General features: G+C 30.7%; 22 protein-coding genes and 1 riboswitch. Of the genes, 17 read left to right on the plus strand and 5 right to left on the minus strand.

Annotated features, from left to right (window positions below; genetic code table 11):
* Positions 1 to 139: 139 nt before the first annotated feature.
* Together KQI38_RS02085 and KQI38_RS02090 are read left to right on the plus strand one after the other, a co-directional pair.
* On the plus strand, positions 140 to 1,297 hold the full coding sequence (locus KQI38_RS02085) for an amidohydrolase (RefSeq protein ID WP_094903592.1): 1,158 nt from the start codon (positions 140 to 142) through the stop codon (positions 1,295 to 1,297).
* A gap of 108 nt (positions 1,298 to 1,405) precedes the next feature.
* The gene (locus KQI38_RS02090; protein ID WP_216554950.1) at positions 1,406 to 2,527 is read left to right on the plus strand and encodes an ATP-NAD kinase family protein; all 1,122 of its coding nucleotides are present in this window, start codon (positions 1,406 to 1,408) and stop codon (positions 2,525 to 2,527) included.
* Between the two features lie 66 nt (positions 2,528 to 2,593).
* On the opposite strand, the gene lpdA is transcribed toward KQI38_RS02090, so the two are convergent.
* The 3 genes from lpdA to KQI38_RS02105 all read right to left on the minus strand — a co-directional run bounded on the left by lpdA (position 2,594) and on the right by KQI38_RS02105 (position 5,177).
* Complete coding sequence (lpdA, locus tag KQI38_RS02095; RefSeq protein ID WP_216554952.1) at positions 2,594 to 4,294, minus strand: dihydrolipoyl dehydrogenase; 1,701 nt, start codon at positions 4,292 to 4,294, stop codon at positions 2,594 to 2,596.
* Positions 4,295 to 4,314: 20 nt separating this feature from the next.
* Entirely contained in the window at positions 4,315 to 4,668 is a 354-nt protein-coding gene (locus tag KQI38_RS02100; protein WP_094903594.1) for a carboxymuconolactone decarboxylase family protein, read from the minus strand.
* A gap of 77 nt (positions 4,669 to 4,745) precedes the next feature.
* Positions 4,746 to 5,177, minus strand: a complete 432-nt coding sequence (locus tag KQI38_RS02105) for a MarR family winged helix-turn-helix transcriptional regulator (protein ID WP_094903596.1) — start codon at positions 5,175 to 5,177, stop codon at positions 4,746 to 4,748.
* 127 nt (positions 5,178 to 5,304) lie between these two features.
* A riboswitch (FMN riboswitch) is annotated at positions 5,305 to 5,424 on the plus strand.
* A gap of 144 nt (positions 5,425 to 5,568) precedes the next feature.
* Between KQI38_RS02105 and KQI38_RS02110 the strand changes: the two genes are divergently transcribed.
* From KQI38_RS02110 to KQI38_RS02130, 5 genes are all read left to right on the plus strand, one after another.
* Positions 5,569 to 6,177, plus strand: a complete 609-nt coding sequence (locus KQI38_RS02110; protein WP_094903598.1) for an ECF transporter S component — start codon at positions 5,569 to 5,571, stop codon at positions 6,175 to 6,177.
* A gap of 177 nt (positions 6,178 to 6,354) precedes the next feature.
* A complete protein-coding gene (locus KQI38_RS02115; protein WP_094903600.1) occupies positions 6,355 to 6,687 on the plus strand; it encodes a PadR family transcriptional regulator in 333 nt (110 codons plus the stop codon).
* Complete coding sequence (locus KQI38_RS02120) at positions 6,687 to 7,472, plus strand: hypothetical protein (protein ID WP_216554954.1); 786 nt, start codon at positions 6,687 to 6,689, stop codon at positions 7,470 to 7,472. Before KQI38_RS02115 ends, KQI38_RS02120 begins: the two co-directional genes overlap by 1 nt.
* Before the next feature lie 17 nt (positions 7,473 to 7,489).
* Positions 7,490 to 8,179 carry an SGNH/GDSL hydrolase family protein gene (locus KQI38_RS02125; protein WP_216554961.1) on the plus strand — a complete coding sequence of 230 codons (690 nt, stop codon included), beginning with the start codon at positions 7,490 to 7,492 and terminating at the stop codon, positions 8,177 to 8,179.
* A gap of 35 nt (positions 8,180 to 8,214) precedes the next feature.
* Positions 8,215 to 9,102, plus strand: a complete 888-nt coding sequence (locus KQI38_RS02130) for a DegV family protein (protein WP_216554963.1) — start codon at positions 8,215 to 8,217, stop codon at positions 9,100 to 9,102.
* A gap of 76 nt (positions 9,103 to 9,178) precedes the next feature.
* Here the strand turns inward: KQI38_RS02130 and recQ are convergent, their stop codons facing one another.
* Positions 9,179 to 11,335 (minus strand): DNA helicase RecQ, encoded by a 2,157-nt coding sequence (recQ, locus tag KQI38_RS02135; RefSeq protein ID WP_246565518.1) that lies wholly within the window; start codon positions 11,333 to 11,335, stop codon positions 9,179 to 9,181.
* 165 nt (positions 11,336 to 11,500) lie between these two features.
* Between recQ and KQI38_RS02140 the strand changes: the two genes are divergently transcribed.
* The 10 genes from KQI38_RS02140 to KQI38_RS02180 all read left to right on the plus strand — a co-directional run bounded on the left by KQI38_RS02140 (position 11,501) and on the right by KQI38_RS02180 (position 19,911).
* A complete protein-coding gene (locus KQI38_RS02140; protein ID WP_216554968.1) occupies positions 11,501 to 12,178 on the plus strand; it encodes a response regulator transcription factor in 678 nt (225 codons plus the stop codon).
* 10 nt (positions 12,179 to 12,188) lie between these two features.
* Complete coding sequence (locus KQI38_RS02145; protein WP_216554974.1) at positions 12,189 to 13,226, plus strand: sensor histidine kinase; 1,038 nt, start codon at positions 12,189 to 12,191, stop codon at positions 13,224 to 13,226.
* A 110-nt stretch (positions 13,227 to 13,336) separates the two neighbouring features.
* Positions 13,337 to 14,017, plus strand: coding sequence for an ABC transporter ATP-binding protein (locus tag KQI38_RS02150; protein WP_216554977.1), 681 nt, complete (start codon positions 13,337 to 13,339; stop codon positions 14,015 to 14,017).
* Entirely contained in the window at positions 14,014 to 16,545 is a 2,532-nt protein-coding gene (locus KQI38_RS02155; protein WP_216554980.1) for an FtsX-like permease family protein, read from the plus strand. The genes KQI38_RS02150 and KQI38_RS02155 overlap by 4 nt, the downstream gene beginning before the upstream one ends.
* An 8-nt stretch (positions 16,546 to 16,553) precedes the next feature.
* Complete coding sequence (locus KQI38_RS02160) at positions 16,554 to 17,054, plus strand: M15 family metallopeptidase (RefSeq protein ID WP_216554982.1); 501 nt, start codon at positions 16,554 to 16,556, stop codon at positions 17,052 to 17,054.
* A gap of 195 nt (positions 17,055 to 17,249) precedes the next feature.
* The gene (locus KQI38_RS02165) at positions 17,250 to 17,567 is read left to right on the plus strand and encodes a hypothetical protein (RefSeq protein WP_216554984.1); all 318 of its coding nucleotides are present in this window, start codon (positions 17,250 to 17,252) and stop codon (positions 17,565 to 17,567) included.
* 21 nt (positions 17,568 to 17,588) lie between these two features.
* On the plus strand, positions 17,589 to 17,723 hold the full coding sequence (locus KQI38_RS22215) for a hypothetical protein (RefSeq protein ID WP_276515535.1): 135 nt from the start codon (positions 17,589 to 17,591) through the stop codon (positions 17,721 to 17,723).
* 30 nt (positions 17,724 to 17,753) lie between these two features.
* Complete coding sequence (locus KQI38_RS02170; RefSeq protein ID WP_216554990.1) at positions 17,754 to 18,203, plus strand: peroxiredoxin; 450 nt, start codon at positions 17,754 to 17,756, stop codon at positions 18,201 to 18,203.
* Positions 18,204 to 18,483: 280 nt separating this feature from the next.
* Entirely contained in the window at positions 18,484 to 19,356 is an 873-nt protein-coding gene (locus KQI38_RS02175) for an AraC family transcriptional regulator (RefSeq protein WP_216554992.1), read from the plus strand.
* Positions 19,357 to 19,578: 222 nt separating this feature from the next.
* Positions 19,579 to 19,911: a DUF6054 family protein gene (locus KQI38_RS02180; protein ID WP_216554998.1), complete on the plus strand. Its 333-nt coding sequence runs from the start codon at positions 19,579 to 19,581 to the stop codon at positions 19,909 to 19,911.
* A 70-nt stretch (positions 19,912 to 19,981) separates the two neighbouring features.
* On the opposite strand, the gene KQI38_RS02185 is transcribed toward KQI38_RS02180, so the two are convergent.
* Positions 19,982 to 21,310 carry a Na+/H+ antiporter NhaC family protein gene (locus KQI38_RS02185; protein ID WP_216555004.1) on the minus strand — a complete coding sequence of 443 codons (1,329 nt, stop codon included), beginning with the start codon at positions 21,308 to 21,310 and terminating at the stop codon, positions 19,982 to 19,984.
* Between the last annotated feature and the right edge of the window lie 7 nt (positions 21,311 to 21,317).

Below are 21,317 nucleotides of genomic sequence, written 5' to 3' on the forward strand. Positions count from 1 at the left end.
CCCAAAGGGCACTTACGCAATGCACAATTCACAATTATAGGGGGGAGTTTTGCTCGCCCGTAAATAATCATTGAATAATCAGAATATAAAATATATAATATTATTTAGGGTAACGAAATAAAAATAAGGGGGAATTTTAGTGATATTTATTAAAAATGGTACAATATACACTATGGCAGGAGATGTAATAGAAAATGGTTCAATACTTATAAAAGAGGGTAAGATAGTAGAAGTAGGGAAAGATATAATTGCCCCGCTAGATGCAGAGGTAATTGATGCTGAAGGTAGAATGGTAACTCCAGGATTTATCGATGCTCATTGTCATTTAGGAATGTGGGAAGAAAGTATAGGATTTGAAGGTGACGATGGAAATGAAATGACAGATCCTATAACACCTCAGTTAAGGGCAATCGATAGTATCAATCCTATGGATATTTCATTTGAAGAAGCATACCAAGGTGGAGTAACTACTGCTATAACTGGTCCAGGTAGTGCAAATGTAATAGGTGGTACTTTTGTAGCTATAAAGACTTATGGAAATAGAGTAGATGATATGATAATAAAAGACCCAGTGGCTATGAAGATAGCTTTTGGTGAAAATCCAAAAAGAGTATATAATGCTCAAAGCAAATCTCCTATGACTAGAATGGCTACAGCTGCAATACTTAGAGATACTCTATTTAAGGCAAAGACTTATCTAGAAAAGAAAGAAAGAGCAGAAGAACCTTCAAAAATGCCTGATTATGATATGAAGATGGAAGCTCTAATACCAGTTCTTAAGAAGGAAATTCCTTTAAAGGCTCATGCTCATAGGGCTGATGATATATTTACAGCTATTAGAATAGCTAAAGAATTCGATGTAGATATTACACTAGACCACTGTACAGAAGGTCATTTAATAGCTGACCAACTAGCTAAGGAAGGAAAACCTGCTATAGTAGGACCAACATTTGGTAATAGATCTAAATTTGAATTAAAAAACAAATCTTTTGATACTCCTAGAATATTAAACGAAGCAGGAGTTAAATTTGCAATAATTACAGATTCTCCAGTAATACCTTTACAGCATCTGCCATTATGTGCAGGACTTGCTCACAATGCAGGGCTTCCTGAAATGGAAGCATTAAAAGCTATTACAATAAATGCTGCTGAGATAGTAGGGTTACAAGATAGAATAGGAAGTATTGAAGTAGGTAAAGATGCAGATATTGCTATATTTGATGGAAATCCATTAAAAGACATAGACTGTAAAACCTTTGCTACAATAATTAATGGAGAAGTAGTTTATAAAAGATAGTGAATAGTGAATAACTAAGAGTGAATAGTTGAGAATACAAAGCGTTTTAATCTTTTTAACTATTCACTTTTCACTATTAGCTATTCACTGCATTTTGGAGGTGTTTATATGAAGCTAGGATTTATAGTTAATCCTATTGCAGGTATGGGAGGCAGAGTAGGATTAAAGGGGACAGATGGACCTGAAGTTCTAGAAAAGGCTAGAACTCTTGGAGCAGTACCAGAATCTCCAGATAAGGCCAAAAAGGCATTAAAGGTTCTATTGCCTCTTAAAGATGAACTGGAGATATACACCTATCCAGGAAATATGGGTGAAGAAGAGGCAAATGACATAGGATTCGAACCAATAGTATTAGAAACTGAAAAGAATAATTTTAGTCCTAAGGACACAGAGGAAGCTGCAAAAAAGATGGTTGAGAAAGGAGTAGATTTAATACTATTTGCTGGCGGAGATGGTACTGCTAGAAATATTTATTCTGCCATTGGTACAGGGGTGCCAGTTGTAGGAATACCGGCAGGAGTTAAAATTCACTCCGGAGTTTATGCAAACCACCCAAAGGCGGCAGGAGAAATTGCTTTTAAATATCTTCAAGATGAACATATGGAGACAATAGAAGCTGAAGTAATGGATATAGATGAAGATGCTTTTAGAGAAGGTGTGGTAACGGCAAGACTATATGGATATATGAGAATCCCGCTAGAACCAAAATTAATTCAAACAACTAAATCAGGCGGTGGATTAGGGTCAGAAGAAGAGGCTCTAAATGGAATTGCTGATAGAATTATCGAGGAAATGGAAGAAGAACCAGATACTTTCTTTATAATAGGTTCTGGAACATCAACTCGACCTATTATGGAAAATCTAGATTTACCTAATACTTTATTAGGGATAGATATAGTAAAAAATAAGGAATTGATAGCTTCTGATGTAAATGAAAAGCAGATTCTAGATATAATCAGCGGATATAAGGCTAAAATAGTTGTAACTGTTATAGGTGGTCAGGGTTATATCTTTGGAAGAGGTAATCAGCAAATTAGTGCAGAGGTTATCAAAAGAGTAGGGAAAGAAAATATCCGAATAGTAGCACCTAAGAATAAAATTTTAGCTCTGGAGGGTAGACCACTTCTGGTTGATACAGGAAATGAAGAGGTAAATAGTATGTTCAATGGATATATGAAGGTTATAAATACCTATTATGCTGAGTCTATAGAAAAGGTAGAAGGATTATAGCTATGAAAAAAGGCCCTAAATTGGAATACAAATTTCATTTAGGGCCTTTTTATTTTTAGAAGCTAATTAATTGTGTATACATATTCCGCTTGAGTCCAGTAGAGCTTCAAATATGGCTTCTGAGGTAGTTGGGTGAGGATGGATTGTTTTAGTTAAATCCTCTACCTTAAGTTTATTAGTCATTGCTATAGATATTTCATTGATTAAATCTGTAGCATTTGGACCTACTATAGAAGCACCAAGTATTTCCTTAGTGGATTTATCAACAATAATTTTTACGAAGCCTTCTGAAACTCCTAATGTTAAAGCCTTTCCATTGGAGGCAATAGGGAATTTTCCTATCTCTATATCCATATTATTATCTAGGGCATATTTTTCACTAATTCCCACACTTGCGATTTCAGGATCTGTAAATATAGCACTTGGCACAACATTATAATTCATATTATCTTCTATACCCATTATATTATTAGCAGCTACAACACCCTGAGTAGAAGCTATGTGAGCCAATTGTATTGTTCCAGTAGCATCTCCGACAGCAAAGATATTTGGAATACTTGTCATCATTTTTTCATTAACCTTTATACCACGTCTATTATCATTTAATTCCATATCTAATTTATTGATACCAAGGTTATCTAAATATGGTTGTCTGCCTATTGATATCAGCACTTTATCTGTGGTTAAATATTTTTTATTTCCATTATTAGTAAAGGTAATAATACATCTTCCCTTTTCGTCCTGAATAATTTCTTCTACCTTAGAACCAGTATATATACTGATTCCTTTATTTTCAGCAATTTCTTCTATTTCTTGAGATACATCCTCATCTAGACCGGGTAAAAGTCTATCCATGAATTCCACTACAGATACTTTTGTACCAAAGGTATTGAAGATAAATGAGAACTCCATTCCTATTACTCCACCGCCGATTACTACCATTTCCTTTGGAAGTTCATTTATTTCCATTATTTCCGTACTGCCTAATACATTATCTAAGTCAATTCCCGGTATCGGTAATTTACTCGTAGTTGAGCCTGTTGCAATAATTATATATTCTGCTTTTATTGTAGTTTCTAGATATTTGGTTTTTACAAATACAGTATTCTTATCTAAGATTTCACCAGAGCCTTTAACAAATTTAATATTATTTTTTTCCAGTAAATGGCTAATTCCTTCTCCTAATTGAGTAATAACTTGATTTTTTCTGGAGATTACCTCATTAATGTCTAGACTATAATTTTCAACCTTGCAGCCATAGCTGTGAGATTCCTTAATATTTTTAAAGACATCTGCAGATTTTACCAAAGACTTTGTAGGTATACATCCTCTGTTTAGGCATGTTCCCCCTATGCTATCTTTTTCAACAAGGATTACATCTGCCCCTAATTGAGCCAGCCTAATAGCAGCCACATAACCACCGGGACCTGAACCTATTATAGCTACTTTAGCATCTAGCTTTTCTTCTTTAGGCTTTATTAAACCTTTAAAATAGTCAAAGGAAGGTTCTTCTTTCTTTTCAATCTGAACTTCTTCTCCATCTACTACTGCCAAAATATCTCCTAATTTTAGATTTGCTCCTAATTTTACTTTTATATCTTTAATAACTCCCTTTACATTCACATCTAAATCCATTGTTGTTTTATTTACTTCTATTGCAAGTAAAGGAGTATTTGGGTCTATGCTATCTCCAGGTTTTTTATAAATCTTAGTAACCTTACCCTTCTTAATTCCATTTAAGCCTTCAAACTTGACTTCGAGAATCATTTTACTTCCTCCCAATCCTATTATTTGAAATCGTTTTCAAATTCATCTATGCTGGCTTTAAGTAAGGTTGAAGAGTATGCCATAGAAGGACCTCCACCGAAAGCTACTGCCACCATAGCGGCCTCCATAATTTCCTCTCTAGTAGCACCGCTTTCTAATGCCTTATAAACATGGAAGGCTATACAGTATTCACAACGATTATAAGCACCAATTGCAACACTTATTAATTCCTTTGTTTTAGTATCAAGGGCGCCGTCTTCATAAGTAGTGCCTAATAAATTCATGAATGCACCTAAATGCTTTTCATTACTAATACCTACATCTTGTAAACCGTTAATAAACTCATTTAAATAATCTCTTGGACCTTTGGACATTTGAATTCCTCCTTATATTATACTTGCTATACTAATATTTAGTATAGCAAGTATAATATAAAAGGTCAACAAAGTTTTCACAGTTTTTGACCTATATTTAATAAGATTTTTTCTATTACCTTCAAAAATATTTGAATTTCCTCTTCTGAAATATCCATAGTGAAAGTATCTGCCATCTTTTGGCCTTCCGGTAATAGTTCCTCTCTATAATGTTTACCTTTATCTGTCAACGAAATGATAGTTATTCTTCTATCATTTTTATCCTTAGTTCTAAGAATATAATCTTCCTTTTCCATTCTATCTATTAATCTGGCAACTGTGGACTCCTTTATATCCATTAAATCTCCTAATTCCTTTTGATTGATTCCATCATATTTACCCAAATAATAAAGGGCTATCCATTGGACTCTGGTTATGCCTAATTTCATCAATCTATCATTGAATTCATCTGCCATTTTTTTAGCTGCCTTATTGGTAATAAAAGAAATACATGCATCTAAATCAAACAATATAAACACTCTCCTATCTATATATATTATAACCTATGATTAAGGTTTTGTGAAAGAGGGGAGTATTATATTTTGAGGATGATTAATACTTGACAATAGATATATGGAGATTTATAATTAAATTAAGATATATCTTCAGGGGGAGGTGTAAGTCCTCACCGGCGGTAAAGCCCGCGAGCCGATAAATTCGGTTGACTTGGTTAGATTCCAAGGCCGACAGTTACAGTCTGGATGGAAGAAGATGTAGTAGACTTAAATTATTTTGATTAGTCTATTTTTGGACCCCGGAGATTTTCTTCGGGATTTTTTTATGACCTAACACAGCGAGCAAATAGATTTGAGTTGCAAAACTGCGATAATCCCGAGAAAATAAAACTTTTGGAGGGATTTTATGTACACATTAAGTAAAGAGACATGGAATACTAAAACCATGGTAAAGATTTCTGTGCTTGGAGTAATTTCTTTTATTCTTATGTTTTTTGAAATTCCAATGCCATTTTTAGCGCCAACATTTATGAAGATTGACATTAGTGACTTACCATCTTTAATTGGTTCCTTTGCCATAGGACCTATGGCAGGAGTAATAATTCAACTTTTAAAGAATGTATTAAATGTTTTAATCGAAGGAAGCACGACTGGTGGAGTAGGAGAATTGGCTAATTTTGTAGTAGGTTCTGCATTTGCTTATACAGCAGGGTTTGTATATTATAAGAAGAAGACCTTTGGAAGAGCTGTAGTAGGGCTATTATTAGGAACTGTAATCATGACTATAGTTATTACCCTTGCAAACTACTTTATAATGTTTCCCCTATATGCAAAGCTAATGGGGCAGGATATACAAGTATTTGTAGATATGGGTACTGCAATAAACAAAAATATAACAGATTTAAAAACCATGATGCTAATTTCAGTAGTACCTTTTAATCTACTAAAAGGTGTTATGATAACAGCATTAACATTATTAATATATAAAAGAGTATCGCCTATACTTCATAAATAAAAAATTGATAGAGAACATTCTCTATCAATTTTTTTATTTAAACTTCTTATCAATGAATGCTAGGTTAGCAATTTTTTGAAGATAAGAGCACATTTCAAGTGAGGATTATATATATTGACATGTATTGGCAATAGGGTTACAATATATCTAACCTGATTAGGTATCGGAGGAGATAAATTGAGTTATTCAAGCGAGGTTTTGAGAGGAAATACAGAAACTATCATTTTAGCCATTCTTATGGAGAATGATTCATATGGTTATGAAATTATGAAAACTATTATAGAGCGCGGAAAAGGATTAATAGATATTAAAGATGCTACAGTTTATACTGCTTTCAAACGTATGGAAAAAGATAAATTAATTACAAGTTATTGGGGAAACGAAGAAAGCGGTGCAAGGCGAAAATATTATAGAATTACCCCCCAAGGTAGGGAAATATATATTCAGAAAGTCAATGAATGGAAGGAAATAACTATTATTATGAATAATTTGATTGGGAGTGGGCTATAATGGAGGAAAAATTAAAAAGATATATAAATAGGAAGTTTCTGCTATACCCTAAAACAAAGGAGATTCTGGAAGTTCGTGATGAGTTATACTCCATAATGCTAGATAAATATAATGATTGTTTAAATATGGGGATTACACAGGAAGAGTCTTATAAGAGGGCAACTGAAATGATGGTTGATTATAAGGAAGCAATTAGAGAAGTAGAAAAAGGTAGTTCTCTTGGAGCATTGAAAAAAACCCTTGTTAATATAGGCTCATTTACTACATTTTATTTCATTATACTGACATTTATATATTTTTTTGTAAGCGTGATTATTTTAAAATCTTTTAATAAAACATGGCTAATTGTTGTAGGGGGTTCTTTTATATATTTAGTATATTTTTCAATAAGCTTATATGAATATGCTAAATTGTTTAGTTTCAAAGCACTCGGAAGATGGGGTATAGCATTTATCTATATTAGTTTAATACCATTAATCTATGTATTTCCATCATTATATTTATCTATAGTATATTCAAAAAATATATGGAACCGTAGTTGGCTAATAATTATAATCATAGTATTTTTCTACATAATAACAGATTATATAGTAAATAGAAAGCATATATCAATTGTAGAAAAAGATATTCGACTTTTTGCTTCAGGATTTATATTAACAACATTTTTATATTTATTCATATCAATGAAGTTTAAGATTTGGAGTATTGCCTGGGTTCTATATGTGCTTTATTTATCATTGATATCAATTATATTCCACATTGGTAGAAATAAAAGAATGTATTAAAGGGAGAGGTGCTAATTATGAGTCTTATAGATATTTGTGTTTTTGGAGATTCGATTGGCAAAGGCATAGTATTACAGTCTGAAACAAGTCGATATAAGGTAATTAAAATGAATTTAGAGAAAATATTTGGGTTAGAAGAAATAAATATTAGAAATTATTCTATGTTTGGATGCACTGTTTCAAAGGGTTTATCAAATATTAAGAGACATGCAACCGAAATTATGAAATATAAAAATGTTTTTTTAGAATTAGGCGGTAATGACTGTGACTTTAATTGGAAAGAAATAGCCGAGAATCCAGAAAAAGAACATTTGCCTAATACACCGATTATTGAATTTAGAAGATTATATGAGAGTTTAATTGGAGAAATACGTAATAACGGTGGGAGTCCAATAATGATTAATCTTCCACCTCTTGATCCTAAGAGATATTTTAATTGGATTTCTAAGGATTTAAATAAGAGAGGTATATTGCAATGGCTTGGTGATATTAATATGATTTATAGGTGGCAAGAAATGTATAATGTAGAAGTTATGTTATTGGCTAATAAAATGGGTGTTCCAATAATTGATATACGTTCTGCATTCTTGAAATATAATAATTATAGTGATTTTTTATGCTCTGATGGTATTCATCCCAATGATGCTGGATATGAGCTAATTTATAAGACCATTGGAGAGCAGTATATGTTTACTATTGGTTACTAAAATTAATAATTATAATTATGGAAGGAGTGTTAAATATGTCTAAATTTGTTTTAACATGTTGTTCTACAGCAGATATGCCCTATGAATATTTTTTAAAAAGGGATATACCTTTTGCTTCTTTTCATTTCAATATGGACGGGAAAGAATATATAGATGATCTCGGTCAGACTATGTCTTTTGAAGAATTTTACAGTAGAATTGAGGGGGGAGCAATGCCTACTACCTCTCAGGTAAATGTAGGAGAGTTTATAGATCTTTTTGAACCTTTTCTTAAGGAGTCAAAAGATATTTTGCATATTTCTCTTTCTACAGGTTTATCAGGTGCTTATAATTCAGTATGTATGGCAAAGGAAGAATTATTATCCAGGTATCCGGAACGGAAAATTATGATTGTTGACTCTCTGGGTGCTTCTTCAGGTTATGGATTACTTACTGATTTAGCTGCTGATATGAGAGATAGAGGTGCGAGTATTGAAGAGGTTTATGAATGGTTAGAGGGAAACAAATTAAATGTACATCATTGGTTTTTCTCTACTGATTTAACGCATTATAAACGTGGTGGTCGTATATCTGCTACATCTGCAGTTGTAGGGAATTTATTAAATATATGTCCTTTACTAAATATGAGCTATGATGGAAAGTTGATTTCCCGTGAAAAAATTCGTGGGAAGAAGCATGTAATTGCAGAAATAGTGAAAAAAATGAAGAAACATGCAGAGAATGGGATAGAGTATTCAGGTAAATGTTTTATATCCAATTCTGCATGTTATGATGATGCACGTATGGTTGCTGATTTAATTGAAGAAAAGTTCCCTAATCTAAATGGGAAGGTAATGATTAACAGTGTAGGTACTGTAATAGGTTCTCATACAGGCCCTGGCACAGTTGCTCTTTTCTTCTTAGGAGATAAGAGAATAGATTAATTTTAAATGATTATTCCTCCATAGATTAGTTAATATTTGCTATTACAGCACAGTTTAATCATATGGAGGATAATTATTATTTTAGTCCATTTTTAGCAATAGCTACTTTTATGTCTTCATAAGTAAATTCTTCTGGTAATAATTCTTTTATTGGCTTTAATCTTTCAAATCCTATTCTATTTATTACTTCCAGTATCTTTTCCTCTTTTATAGGGGTAAGAAATCTTGACCAATTTACAGTTTGGCCCTGCTCCTCACATTTAGAAAGATGCTCAATAATAGTATTTATGGTAAAATTTCTTGTTTTTGATATTTCTTCTAAAGATAATCCCTCCTGATAACAATTATAGGTTGATTTATACCTATCCACTAAATCCTCTCTTACTATTTTTTCATCCCGGGAAATGATTGAAGAAACTCCGTTTTTTACACAGTAATCAGTGATTACCTTTAGAAAGACTTCACCATAGCTTTCATATTTCTTTAGGCCTAATCCTTTTATCATCATCATAGATTCCTTATCTTGAGGAAAAAGGGATGCCATTTCAATTAGTGTAGAATCATGGAATATCATAAATGGAGCTAATTTCTTATCTTGAGATAGAGAATATCGTACTGATTTTAATTCTTGGAATAATTCTTCATCAAAGTTTTCATTCATATCCTTTATTGATAATCCCTTTTTATCTTTAGGTGATTTAATTTCTATTAAATGCTTCTTATGATATACTTTAACTTGTCCTCTTAAGACCTCTCCAGCAGTTTGGGATAATTTTAATACTGGAAATTTATCTGCTGTTACATAGATATATCCTCTAGAAACCAAGGTCATTATAATTTCCCTTAATGAGCCTTCACTATATTCCTTCATAATCCCATAGGTTGAAACATTATCTAGGCCAAACTCTATTATCCTCTTATTTCTTGAACCTCGAAGTACCTGAATTACTGTAGTCAGTCCATATCTTTCCTGAACCCTATATATACAGGACAGTATTTTTTGAGATTCTATGGTAATATCCACCATCTCAGACCTATCTAAACAATTTCCGCAATTTCCGCAGCTTGACTCAACTATCGTTTCCCCAAAATATTCTAATATACTATTTCTCAAACAGTTATTTGTATGACAGTAGTCAATTAGATATTGAAGATTTTGATATAATAAAGTTTCCCTTTCCATAGATATAGGATTGCTCTGTATCAATAATTTTTGCTTTACTATATCTGAAGGTGAATATAATAGGGTACAGCGACTGGGTTCTCCGTCACGGCCTGCACGTCCAGCTTCTTGATAATATGCCTCCATATTTTGAGGCATATTATAATGGATTACAAACCTAACATCTGGCTTATCTATGCCCATACCAAAGGCATTGGTGGCTATTATTATCTGCACTCTATTAAATATAAAGTCATCTTGATTTCTCTGGCGAATATTTGCATCCATTCCACCATGATATCCTATTACGGAAAAGCCTTCTTCACTTAGCTTCTCAGTTAGTGATTCTACAGTCTTCCTTGTGGAACAGTAGATAATCCCTGACTCATTTTGAAAGCTATTTCTTATATAATCTACTATATATGAATATTTATTGCTTACCTTTAGAACCTGATAATATAAATTTGGCCTATCAAATCCGATTATAGACTCTATAGGATTTTTAAGGGCTATCAAAGACTTGATTTCCCTAACTACTTCCTTGGTGGCTGTTGCCGTATAACAAGCGACTATAGGTCTATTATGGAAGGTTTTGATAAACCTTGGAATTTCTACATAGGATGGTCTAAAATCATGACCCCATTGGCTGATGCAATGAGCCTCATCAACTGCCACCATAGATACTTTGATGCTATTTACTAAATTAATAAAGGAAAAAGTATTTAAACGCTCTGGAGCTACATAGATTATTTTATATTTGCCTTCTTTTATTTCTTGTACTCTATAATTAAATTCATTATCATCTAAAGTACTGTTTATGAATGTGCCTGATATTCCGATCTCATTTAATGCATCTACTTGATCCTTCATCAGTGATATTAAGGGTGAAACAACTATTGTAATACCTTCCAGTAATATAGCCGGTAATTGATAACAAAGGGATTTTCCACCTCCCGTAGGCATTATACCTAGGACATCTCTTCCTGCTAAAATTCCTCTTATTAAATTTTCCTGACCCTCTTTAAACTCCGCATATCCAAAATAAGTTTTAAGAGTATTATAAATATCCAAATATACCACCTCATACATAATTTTATACTTTTATTTACCTAATATCAAGAATATAAGAGAAGATATAAAGATGTTAGCATATGGTATTTTTATGATATAATTTGTGTTGTAGGTCTGCATTTTGTGAAATTGATAATATTGATGAAATTACAGGGGAAGAGTTATATGGAAAAATCTAAAATTTTAGTGTTAGAAGACAATAAAATAATAAGAGAAGGAATTAAGGAGTATTTAGAAGAAAATAATTATATAGTCGAAGAAGTTACTACAATCGAAGAATTTTATAATAAATTTATTGATGATATAGATATGTTTTTATTAGACATTAATCTTCCAGATGGAAATGCCTTTAATATTGTCCCAAAAATAAAAAAAATTAAAAAACCTATAATTTTTCTTACAGTTAGAGATGAAGAAGAAGATATAATAAATGGTCTAAAAATTGGAGGAGATGACTATATTACAAAACCTTTTAAGCTAAGTATTTTAAAGGCGAGAATAGAAACTGTTTTAAGAAGATATAGAAATGAAAATAGTAGATTTATTTATTATGATAAAATGGTTTTAGATATTGAAGGAACGGCACTCTACATAGACGGTAATGAAGTGGAATTAAGACCTAAGGAATATTTATTATTAGAAACCTTCATGAAGAATATAGAAAAAACTCTCACCAGAGATTTTCTTATGGAAATTACTTGGGATAACTATGAAGAATTTGTTAATGACAATACCTTATCGGTTACTATTAAAAGATTGAGGGAAAAACTTGAAGTCTACGGTAAAAATATTAAAACTATTAGGGGTTTAGGGTATAAATTAGAGAGCTATAAAGAGACTTAGGAGAATAAATATGAAAAACAAGAAAATATTTATAATTATATTTCTTACAAACTTAATATTATTCTTTTTCTTATATAAAATTATTGATGGAATATATTATAGAGAAGTTTCCAATTTAATTGATTTGGAGGTTTATGGATATGGCGGTTCTATGACCATTTATGAAGATAGATCTCTTGTATTAATATTAATAGTCTTATTTAGTATTATTATATCTTCTGTTTTTATTTATATTTATAATCAAAGGGAAAAAAACTTTTTAGAATATATAAAAATGATAAAATCAAAGTTAAGCTCCTTATCTGAAGGTGATTATTTCATATCTATAGATGAAGTAAATAGTCTTGGAGCATTATATGATGAGCTATATAAATTAGTTCTAGAATTGAGAGAGGGTAGAGAACTAGCTATAAGAGATAAGCTAAAGCTTAAAGAAAATTTAGAAGATATATCCCATCAATTAAAAACGCCTTTAGCATCTATAGAAATACTCATTGAATTATATAAAGAAAATAAAGATGAAAAACATCTTGATAAAATCGACTGTGAGCTTTCTAAAATAAATTATTTAATATCTTCAATGCTTACCATTGCAAGACTGGATGTGAATCAAATAGAATTTAAGTCTGAAGAATTTTCTATTAGAGAGGCAATCAATGCTAGTATAGAAAGTTTGGAAGCTCAAATCCAAGAAAACCCCATAGAAATTTTAGCAGACGGAGAAGATTTCACAATAATTGGAGATTTTTATTGGATTGTGGAGGCCTTAATAAATATTGTTAAAAATAGTATTGAATATGGAAGATCTCAAATTCAGATTATGACTAGAAAAACCAATGTTTATTCAGAAATTATAATCAAAGATGATGGAGAAGGCTTTTCAAAGGAGGACCTAAATAAATTGTTTCAAAGATTTTATAAATCAAAAAATAGTGCAGCAGGAGCAGGTATAGGACTCAATCTTTCAAAAAATATATTGGAAAAACATAATGCTACAATCTTCGCTGAAAATGACAGGGGGGGGAAATTTACAATTAAATTTTATTAAAAGCCAGAAAAGAGCATATCTTTATTCATTATCTTTTCTGGCTTATTTTTATTTATATTCTGTCACTTAAATGTAAGATTCGTCGTATATACTTTAATTGAGGTGATAGTATGGAAATATTAAAGACTATAAATATAACAAAAAGTTATAAGGATGGAAATCAGATAAAGACAGTACTTGATAATGTAAATATCTCTATAAATCGAGGAGAATTTATAGGGATATTTGGACCTAGTGGAAGTGGTAAAAGTACTCTGTTAAATCTCATAGGAGGTTTAGATAGACCTTCCAAAGGAGAAGTATATATCGAAAGGGAGAGAACTGACAATCTCACTCAATCAAAGCTTGCAATATACAGACGTAGAAGGATAGGTATAGTCTATCAATTCTACAATCTTATGTCTAATTTAACTGTAGAGCAAAATATTTTACTTCCTTTACTAATGGATGATAAGGAGCCGGATTTAGAATTATATGAAAAAGTCATGAATATAATTGATTTAAAAGAAAGATTGAAAAGTTTCCCCGAAGAATTATCAGGAGGAGAACAACAGAGAGTAGCTATTGCAAGAGCATTAATTAACAAGCCTTCTATCGTCTTACTAGATGAGCCAACAGGTAACTTAGATAGAGAAAATAGAAATAAAATATTTGAACTATTAAAATATTCAAACTCAGCTTTTAATCAAACTATGTTAATAGTCAGCCACGATGAAGAAATAGTTAATAAAACTGATAGAATGCTTCAAATAGAAGATGGAAAAATTATTAGGGATGTGAGTTTGCAATGAAACTCTATGATATATATATTAAAAACTCCCTGAATAGAGAAAATAAAAGGTTAAAAACACTTCAAATTACCATATTTTTAGCTGTGATAGCTTTCTCGTTGTTTATATTATTATTTGGCACCATAGTAAGAAACGATCAAGAAATGGCAGAAAAGATAACAGGAGATTTTCATACAAGGATACCAGTAAGTTTAGACAGTGAAAAGGTCAATATCTTAGAAAGTAATGTAAATATTAAAAAACTAGGTTATTTAGGGAAAAAGGGAATTGAAAAAGGCTCCGATAATAATTTTTCTTTTCATATATTTTTAGGAGATAAGAATTATTTTGATACCATGAAGGTAGTTTTATCAGAGGGGGAACTGCCAAGGAAAGAAAATGAAGTTCTAATTCCTAAATTGACAGCTAAAGATTTAAATCTCCAAGTTGGAGAATATTTAAATACAATTGATAAAGATAATGTTAAGCATGATTATAAAATAACAGGATTAATGAATTATTATACAAGAAGTTGGGAAGAAGAAATCCCGATTTACAGCTATATGGATTCTGATGCTTTAAAAACCAACGCTTATAGGGTAGTTATTTGGTATAAAAATATAAAAGATACTTATAAATTGACACCTAAATTATATGATACATTAGGAATTGATTATGAGAAAGCCATAAATGAAGGAGATTTTGGATATAACTTTTTATATCTTAGCAGCCATTTTGTAAATCCAGATGATATGCGTATATATACAAGCAGCGAAAGATATCCAAAGATATTTGTAATGGGATTGATACTAATTGGAGGATTTTTTATAATCATAATTAAAAACATTTTTTTGGTTTGGGAAAAATCTCATATAAGGGAATATGGTTTGCTTCTAAGTGTTGGAGCCAGAAAAATAGATATTGTGAAGATGATTATAAAAAGATTGATTAAAATTGCTATTAAACCCATACTTTTAGGGGTTATTGCCGGGACAATGCTAGACTTTTTCATTATAAGAATTCTCAATAAATATTATCTTTTGTCTCAGATGAATATGTCTTCCGAAAACATTAAGAATTTAAGAGTCATAATTAGTCCACTATCAATTTTAATAATCTTAGTGGTAAGTACATTGATTTTATTAGTTGTATCTTTATCACCTGTATTTAAGCTTTCAAAATTAAATCCTATAGACTCTATGAAATTGTATCGAAGTGATGATAAACATTCTAGAAAATCCTATAAGCTTAGGGGAAGTAATTTCATTGGAGATTTGTCAAAAATAAATGCGAAGAAAGATAGAAAAAAGACCTTGATAACCACATTGTCAGTATCAATATCATTATTACTTCTCAGTGTATTATTAGCACTTTCTTCTGCCCTGGATCTTGAACTAAAACACAATAGACCTAATGAGTTATCTTATTATAATCACAAAATTAATTATTTTAGTCCACAGGCTATACCTAAGGACTTAATCTCAGAATTGACTAATAATCTTGAAGAAGGATATATTAGTTATAGAAAGTATGGCTTTTATATAGAATTGAGCAATGATTATGAAAAGATCTTAGATCAAGAATACCTACGTGAATTATATCCTAAATATGTAGAGGACAATAAATATGAAGAAATTGGTATAAATCTAATAGGAATTGAAGGCAATAAATTTGGGGAGATTGTTGAAAACTTTAATTTAAAATTGGAGGATTTTAGTAATGGAAATAAATGTATCATAGTAAATACGATTCCAATTGATTTTACTAAGCCTTACAGTAGATTAGAATATACAAATGCTATTGATGAAAATGTGGAAACTATTAGAGTAAATGCAAATCCATCATCCTTTAAAGAGAAATTAGAAGGCTTTGATTTAGAAGTTTTAGATTATACAATGGACCCAAATATATTAAAAATTCCACAATCTAGGACCTCCTTAATTGCTATAATGCCAATGGATAATTTTATTTCCATTTTAAATAATTTAGATACGGCAGCAGATGTCTTTAATTTAGAGAGTCTTTATTTGAAAACATCTGAATATGCAAGCCTTGAGGAAATCAAAAATAAAACAAAAGAGTATCTTAATATTAGAGATCTAGAATTTTTCAATAGAGAAAATTTATATGCTTTTGAGTCAAATTCTAATAAAATGTTATATTCATTAATTTTAATAGTTACTATATTTATTGCAATAGTTGGAATATCAAGTTCTTATAGTGCAACTAACAGTATGAGAGAATCTAGGAAACAAGAATTTGTTTTATTGCAGATGGTTGGGATGGATAAAAGCATCTTAAAAAAACTAATAATCAGAGAAGTTAATTATAATATGCTATTTATAGTGATTATAAGTATTTTCTTTCTCTTAATATCTGCTTATATTGGCACTACTGCTTATGATTTTTTCAAGACCTTTGAGGTATTATTAAATATGAAAATTTATCTTTGGTTATTATATTTACTCTTGATATATATAATCCTTAGGAAAAATTATCTTAAGAATTTGAAAGATGTAGAATTGACAATGAATAGTAGAATTATGTAGGTGAGAATATGAGGAAGAGTATAATATTATTTTTATTGCTTTTACTGTTACTATTTGTAATTTTTCCAAGGACTGGTGTATATGCATTTCTCTTTGATAGAGGAAATTATGGATATATAAATGAATCTTCAACTGAAATGATTTCAGATTTAGATGAACTTAGTCCCAAGACTAGAGAATTGGCAATCAAGTTTTTAGAAAAGTGTGAAGAAAAGGGGCTTTCTGTACGAATTACAGAAACTTATAGAACCCAAGCTCGACAAGAGATGCTATATAAACAAGGGAGAACTACATCTGGTTCAGTTGTCACATGGACTAAGAATAGTAAACATACAAAGAGGCGTGCATTTGACATTTGCGAAAACAATACTGATGATCCCTATGGAGATTTGGAGTTTTTTAGAAAATGTGCAGAAATTGGTAAGGAAGTAGGGCTTACTCCAGGCTATTATTTTGAAAGATATCAAGATATGCCTCATTATGAATTAAATAGATGGTGGTTGAGATGATTAGCAACACAGAGGGACGGTTCTTCTGTGTTGTTTTTTAAGTAATATCAAGAATTAGAGTAATATATAGATAAAATTCTATTATATTGTTTCAAAAGTTAAGTTATGATATTGTATGTATAAAGAAAGAGGGACAATAGTAATTTTAATTTTCAAAAGTTTATAAAGTCATAATCGGCCAAGGAGGATTAGATTATGAAGAATAATATTAAAGCATTAATATTACATTTAATCACTGTAGTATTATCATTCATTTTATTAGTAATCTTTGTTGCAACCGCTTCTAAATTTGGAAAGTATACAACTAATATATTAAGTAGGCTGTTTCTGACTGTATCATTAATAAGATTTTATGTTTATATGGGGACATTCTTAGATATTAATAAGGATAGGAAGTATGATTTTTATGTAGGTGGTATTATTAGCATTATTGGTATTGGATTATGGTTATACACATTTTTAATGACAAATGGAAGTTTAATAGAAGTACCTAAAGAGGTAAGTACATATTAGATATTATTCAATTCGTACTATATGCCATTTACAATGATTGATTTTCTTTTAGGTATACAGCATATACCATTATTGTCATTATTGAATGTTTTTATGCCATCTTTGTTTATGGGATTTGGTCTAAGATATAAAAGGGTAAGAATAGAGAAGAAGTAATATAATCATTATGAGATGAGGAGGATTAATATGTTAAATTATGATTTTGTATTAAAGGAAACTAGTGGAAATGATATTTCAATAAAGGATTTTAAAGGCAAAAATGTAGTAGTATATTTTTATCCAAAGGATAATACAGCAGGTTGTACTACAGAGGCATTAGAATTTATGGACTTATATGATGAATTTGAAAAACTAGATACTGTTATAATAGGAATAAGTAGAGATAGTTTAAAATCCCATGCTAAATTTAGAGATAAGCATGATTTACCATTTTTACTTCTTAGCGACGAAGATGAAGACGTTCATAATCTATTTAATGTAATGAAACTTAAAAAGATGTATGGAAAGGAATATATGGGAGTTGAAAGATCTACTTTCATATTCAATAAAGATGGAGAATTGATAAAGGAGTTTAGAAATGTGAAAGCAAAGGGACATGCAGAAAAGGTATTGGAATTCATAAAGAATGGAGAGTAGAAAACCTTCAATTTTCAAGAGTCAAATTTAATAAATATTAAAAAAAGTATTGGCATATCAATGCTATTTTTATTGATTACTGGTATGTTTTTAGCTGATTTAAGGACAGATATTGGAGATTAATCTAATAATGGGATAATTAGCAGGAGATAATATTTTAGTAAAATAAAATATTTAAAGTATAATTTGATTATGATTCTAAGCCTACAGATTTGTGCAGAAAATATCGGGCATACATATTAACTTCCTGATACTATATTGATAAAAGGAGGTCATATAGATGGATTCGCTAAAAAGTATGAATGAAGCATTGAAGTATATTGAAGAAAATCTTACTAATGATATTGATTTTAAAGAAGTAGCAAAAATTGCATTATGCTCAGAATATCATTTTCAGAGAATGTTTTCTTTTCTTGCAGGTGTTACCTTATCAGAATATATTCGTCGCAGACGTCTTACACTTGCGGCTTTCGAGCTTCAAGATGGTCAGATAAAGGTGATTGATTTAGCCATGAAATACGGATATAGTTCACCAGATTCTTTTACAAGGGCTTTTCAAAACTTACATGGAATAACACCTTCAGAAGCCAGAAATAAAGATAAATTACTAAAAGCTTTTCCACCAATGACCTTCAGATTATCAATTAAGGGAGGTAATATGATGGATTATCGAATTGTTGAAAAAGAAGGATTTAGTATAATTGGCATAATGAAAAGAGTTCCTATTATTTTTGAAGGAGAGAATCAGGAGATCACTAAAATGTGGAAAAGTTTGGATAAAGAAACAATCAATAAACTTAAAGATATTTCTAATGTAGAACCTTTAGGTCTGATTCAGGCTGACATTAACTTTTCAGAAGGAAGAATGGCTGAAAAGGGAGGATTAGACCATTATATTGGTGTAGCAACAAATAAAGAATGTCCCAAAGGGTTTACTGAGCTTAAGGTTTCACCATCAACTTGGGCCGTATTTGAGACGGTAGGACCATTTCCAGAGACTCTACAGCAAACTTGGGGGAGAATATTTTCTGAATGGCTTCCTACATCAAACTATGAAATTGTGGAAGGTCCAGAAATTTTATGGACTGAAGATTTTAATATAAAATCCCCAGATTTTAAAAGTGAGATATGGATACCAGTAGCTAAAAAATAAAAAAATTATAATATAAAGGCATTTTCTAATTTAGAAAATGCCTTTATATTATTTAATCTGACCTCAATAATATCACTATAGATTATTACTGAGATTTTAAAAATCACTGGTGGAATAAGAAATAATAATTAGTAAACAAAGTAATGAAATAATGGGTATGATTAGAATATGATATAAGTTAGAAATATAATGTAATAGAGTTTTAGTAGGAGGGGGATGACTATGAATAGTAAAAGATTAATTGTAAAAGGGAATAATGTATGTAAAATTCTTGAATTACTAAGTAATGATATTCGACATTATGATTTACAACCAGCAGAAAATATTTATATTTTTATGAGTGAAAAATATTATTTTAGAAATAATTCACAATTGATGGCATGTTTAATATTGAAAATGGAAGAAGAAAATAATTGTATAATTGATATAGTTGCTGGAGGTGGAGGGCAAGGATTATTTAGCTCTAGCTGGGGTGCAGAGACAAGTAGGGTTGAAGAAATTGCAGATGAAATAAAAAATATATGCGTAAATAAGGGTTGGGAAATAGATTATTAAGTGGAGCAAGAATACTACATTCTTGCTCCACTTAGTCCAATAGAAAGTATTTAGGGCATTCGTAGATAAGTTAAGAATTCCTTCTTAGATATCCATTTCCAAAGGGAGTCACTATGGATAATATAGCAAATACTGCTAATATAAAACAATACCATACATATGGTACTATTTGAACAGGGCTTACTGATCCATTAGTAAAGCTTCCTGCTATTAACAATTGAGCACCATATGGTATTAGACCTTGCATTATACATGAAAAGGTATCTAAAAGTGAAGCAGTTTTCCTTGGATCTACATCATGAGTTCTAGATATTTCCTTTGATAATTGACCACTTACAATTATAGACACTGTATTATTAGCAGTAGCTGCGTCTGTAAGTGAGACTAATGCACTTATACCTAGCTGAGCAGATTTCTTGCCTTTAATTTTTTTATTTATCTTATGTAGCAGCCAGTCAAGTCCTCCCCCATTGGATACCATATTAGCTAAACCACCAGTTAATAAAGATAACAAAAAGATATCAAACATTCCTGTAAATCCAGAGTATATTTGCTGAACAAATTCTAATCCTTTAAAGCTTCCATAGCTAAAGCCTATAACACCTGATATAATAATTCCTCCAGTCAAAACTACAAATACATTTACTCCAGCTATGGCAGCTATCAATACAAATATATATGGAATTACTTTAACTATATTAAAAGCATATTCTTGACTTTCAGGAACAGTTATCGGTTTGCCAAACATGAATAAAAGAAGAATTGTAACTAAAGCTGCTGGTAATGCAAAACCAATATTAACTCTAAACTTATCCTTCATAGATACTCCTTGAGTTCTTGTAGCTGCTATAGTTGTATCGGATATAATAGATAAGTTATCTCCAAACATAGCTCCACCAACTAATGCACCTAGTACCAAAGGTAAATTCAAGCCTGCCTTTTCTACTAATTGAACAGCTATAGGACCTATGGCTAAAATAGTACCTACTGATGTTCCTGTTGAAATAGAAATAAATGCAGCTATTATAAATATTCCTACCGTAATAAATTTGGCTGGTATCAAAGTAAGCCCTAGATTTACTGCAGACTCAACACCCCCCATAGCATTAGAAACTGTAGAAAAAGCTCCTGCCAATAAATATATAATACACATAATTATTATATTATCATCACCGCAGCCTTTGATAAATATATCAAATTTCTCATCTAATGAACCTTTTGTCAAAATAAAAGAAAATATTATTCCTATACCTGCTGCAACTGGAGCTGGAAATTGATAAAATGCCATTTTAACTCCTTGAGCTTGTAATATAATGCCTGAAATTAAATATACAAATACGAAGATAAGAAAAGGTAGCAAAGCTATTCCATTACCCTTTTTTTCATTTAGCTTTTCCATATTAATC

Source organism: Tissierella carlieri (assembly GCF_018917285.1).
Lineage (GTDB): Bacteria > Bacillota > Clostridia > Tissierellales > Tissierellaceae > Tissierella > Tissierella carlieri.

Coding starts and splice junctions, on each gene's coding strand:
- KQI38_RS02150 (WP_216554977.1), top strand. CDS start 13,337: ATGGAAATATTAAAGACTATAAATATAACAAAAAGTTATAAGGATGGA.
- KQI38_RS02175 (WP_216554992.1), top strand. CDS start 18,484: ATGGATTCGCTAAAAAGTATGAATGAAGCATTGAAGTATATTGAAGAA.
- KQI38_RS02170 (WP_216554990.1), top strand. CDS start 17,754: ATGTTAAATTATGATTTTGTATTAAAGGAAACTAGTGGAAATGATATT.
- KQI38_RS02155 (WP_216554980.1), top strand. CDS start 14,014: ATGAAACTCTATGATATATATATTAAAAACTCCCTGAATAGAGAAAAT.
- KQI38_RS02090 (WP_216554950.1), top strand. CDS start 1,406: ATGAAGCTAGGATTTATAGTTAATCCTATTGCAGGTATGGGAGGCAGA.
- KQI38_RS22215 (WP_276515535.1), top strand. CDS start 17,589: ATGCCATTTACAATGATTGATTTTCTTTTAGGTATACAGCATATACCA.
- KQI38_RS02180 (WP_216554998.1), top strand. CDS start 19,579: ATGAATAGTAAAAGATTAATTGTAAAAGGGAATAATGTATGTAAAATT.
- KQI38_RS02100 (WP_094903594.1), bottom strand. CDS start 4,668: ATGTCCAAAGGTCCAAGAGATTATTTAAATGAGTTTATTAACGGTTTA.
- KQI38_RS02185 (WP_216555004.1), bottom strand. CDS start 21,310: ATGGAAAAGCTAAATGAAAAAAAGGGTAATGGAATAGCTTTGCTACCT.
- KQI38_RS02140 (WP_216554968.1), top strand. CDS start 11,501: ATGGAAAAATCTAAAATTTTAGTGTTAGAAGACAATAAAATAATAAGA.
- KQI38_RS02130 (WP_216554963.1), top strand. CDS start 8,215: ATGTCTAAATTTGTTTTAACATGTTGTTCTACAGCAGATATGCCCTAT.
- lpdA (WP_216554952.1), bottom strand. CDS start 4,294: ATGATTCTCGAAGTCAAGTTTGAAGGCTTAAATGGAATTAAGAAGGGT.
- KQI38_RS02120 (WP_216554954.1), top strand. CDS start 6,687: ATGGAGGAAAAATTAAAAAGATATATAAATAGGAAGTTTCTGCTATAC.
- KQI38_RS02165 (WP_216554984.1), top strand. CDS start 17,250: ATGAAGAATAATATTAAAGCATTAATATTACATTTAATCACTGTAGTA.
- KQI38_RS02125 (WP_216554961.1), top strand. CDS start 7,490: ATGAGTCTTATAGATATTTGTGTTTTTGGAGATTCGATTGGCAAAGGC.
- KQI38_RS02145 (WP_216554974.1), top strand. CDS start 12,189: ATGAAAAACAAGAAAATATTTATAATTATATTTCTTACAAACTTAATA.
- KQI38_RS02160 (WP_216554982.1), top strand. CDS start 16,554: ATGAGGAAGAGTATAATATTATTTTTATTGCTTTTACTGTTACTATTT.
- KQI38_RS02110 (WP_094903598.1), top strand. CDS start 5,569: ATGTACACATTAAGTAAAGAGACATGGAATACTAAAACCATGGTAAAG.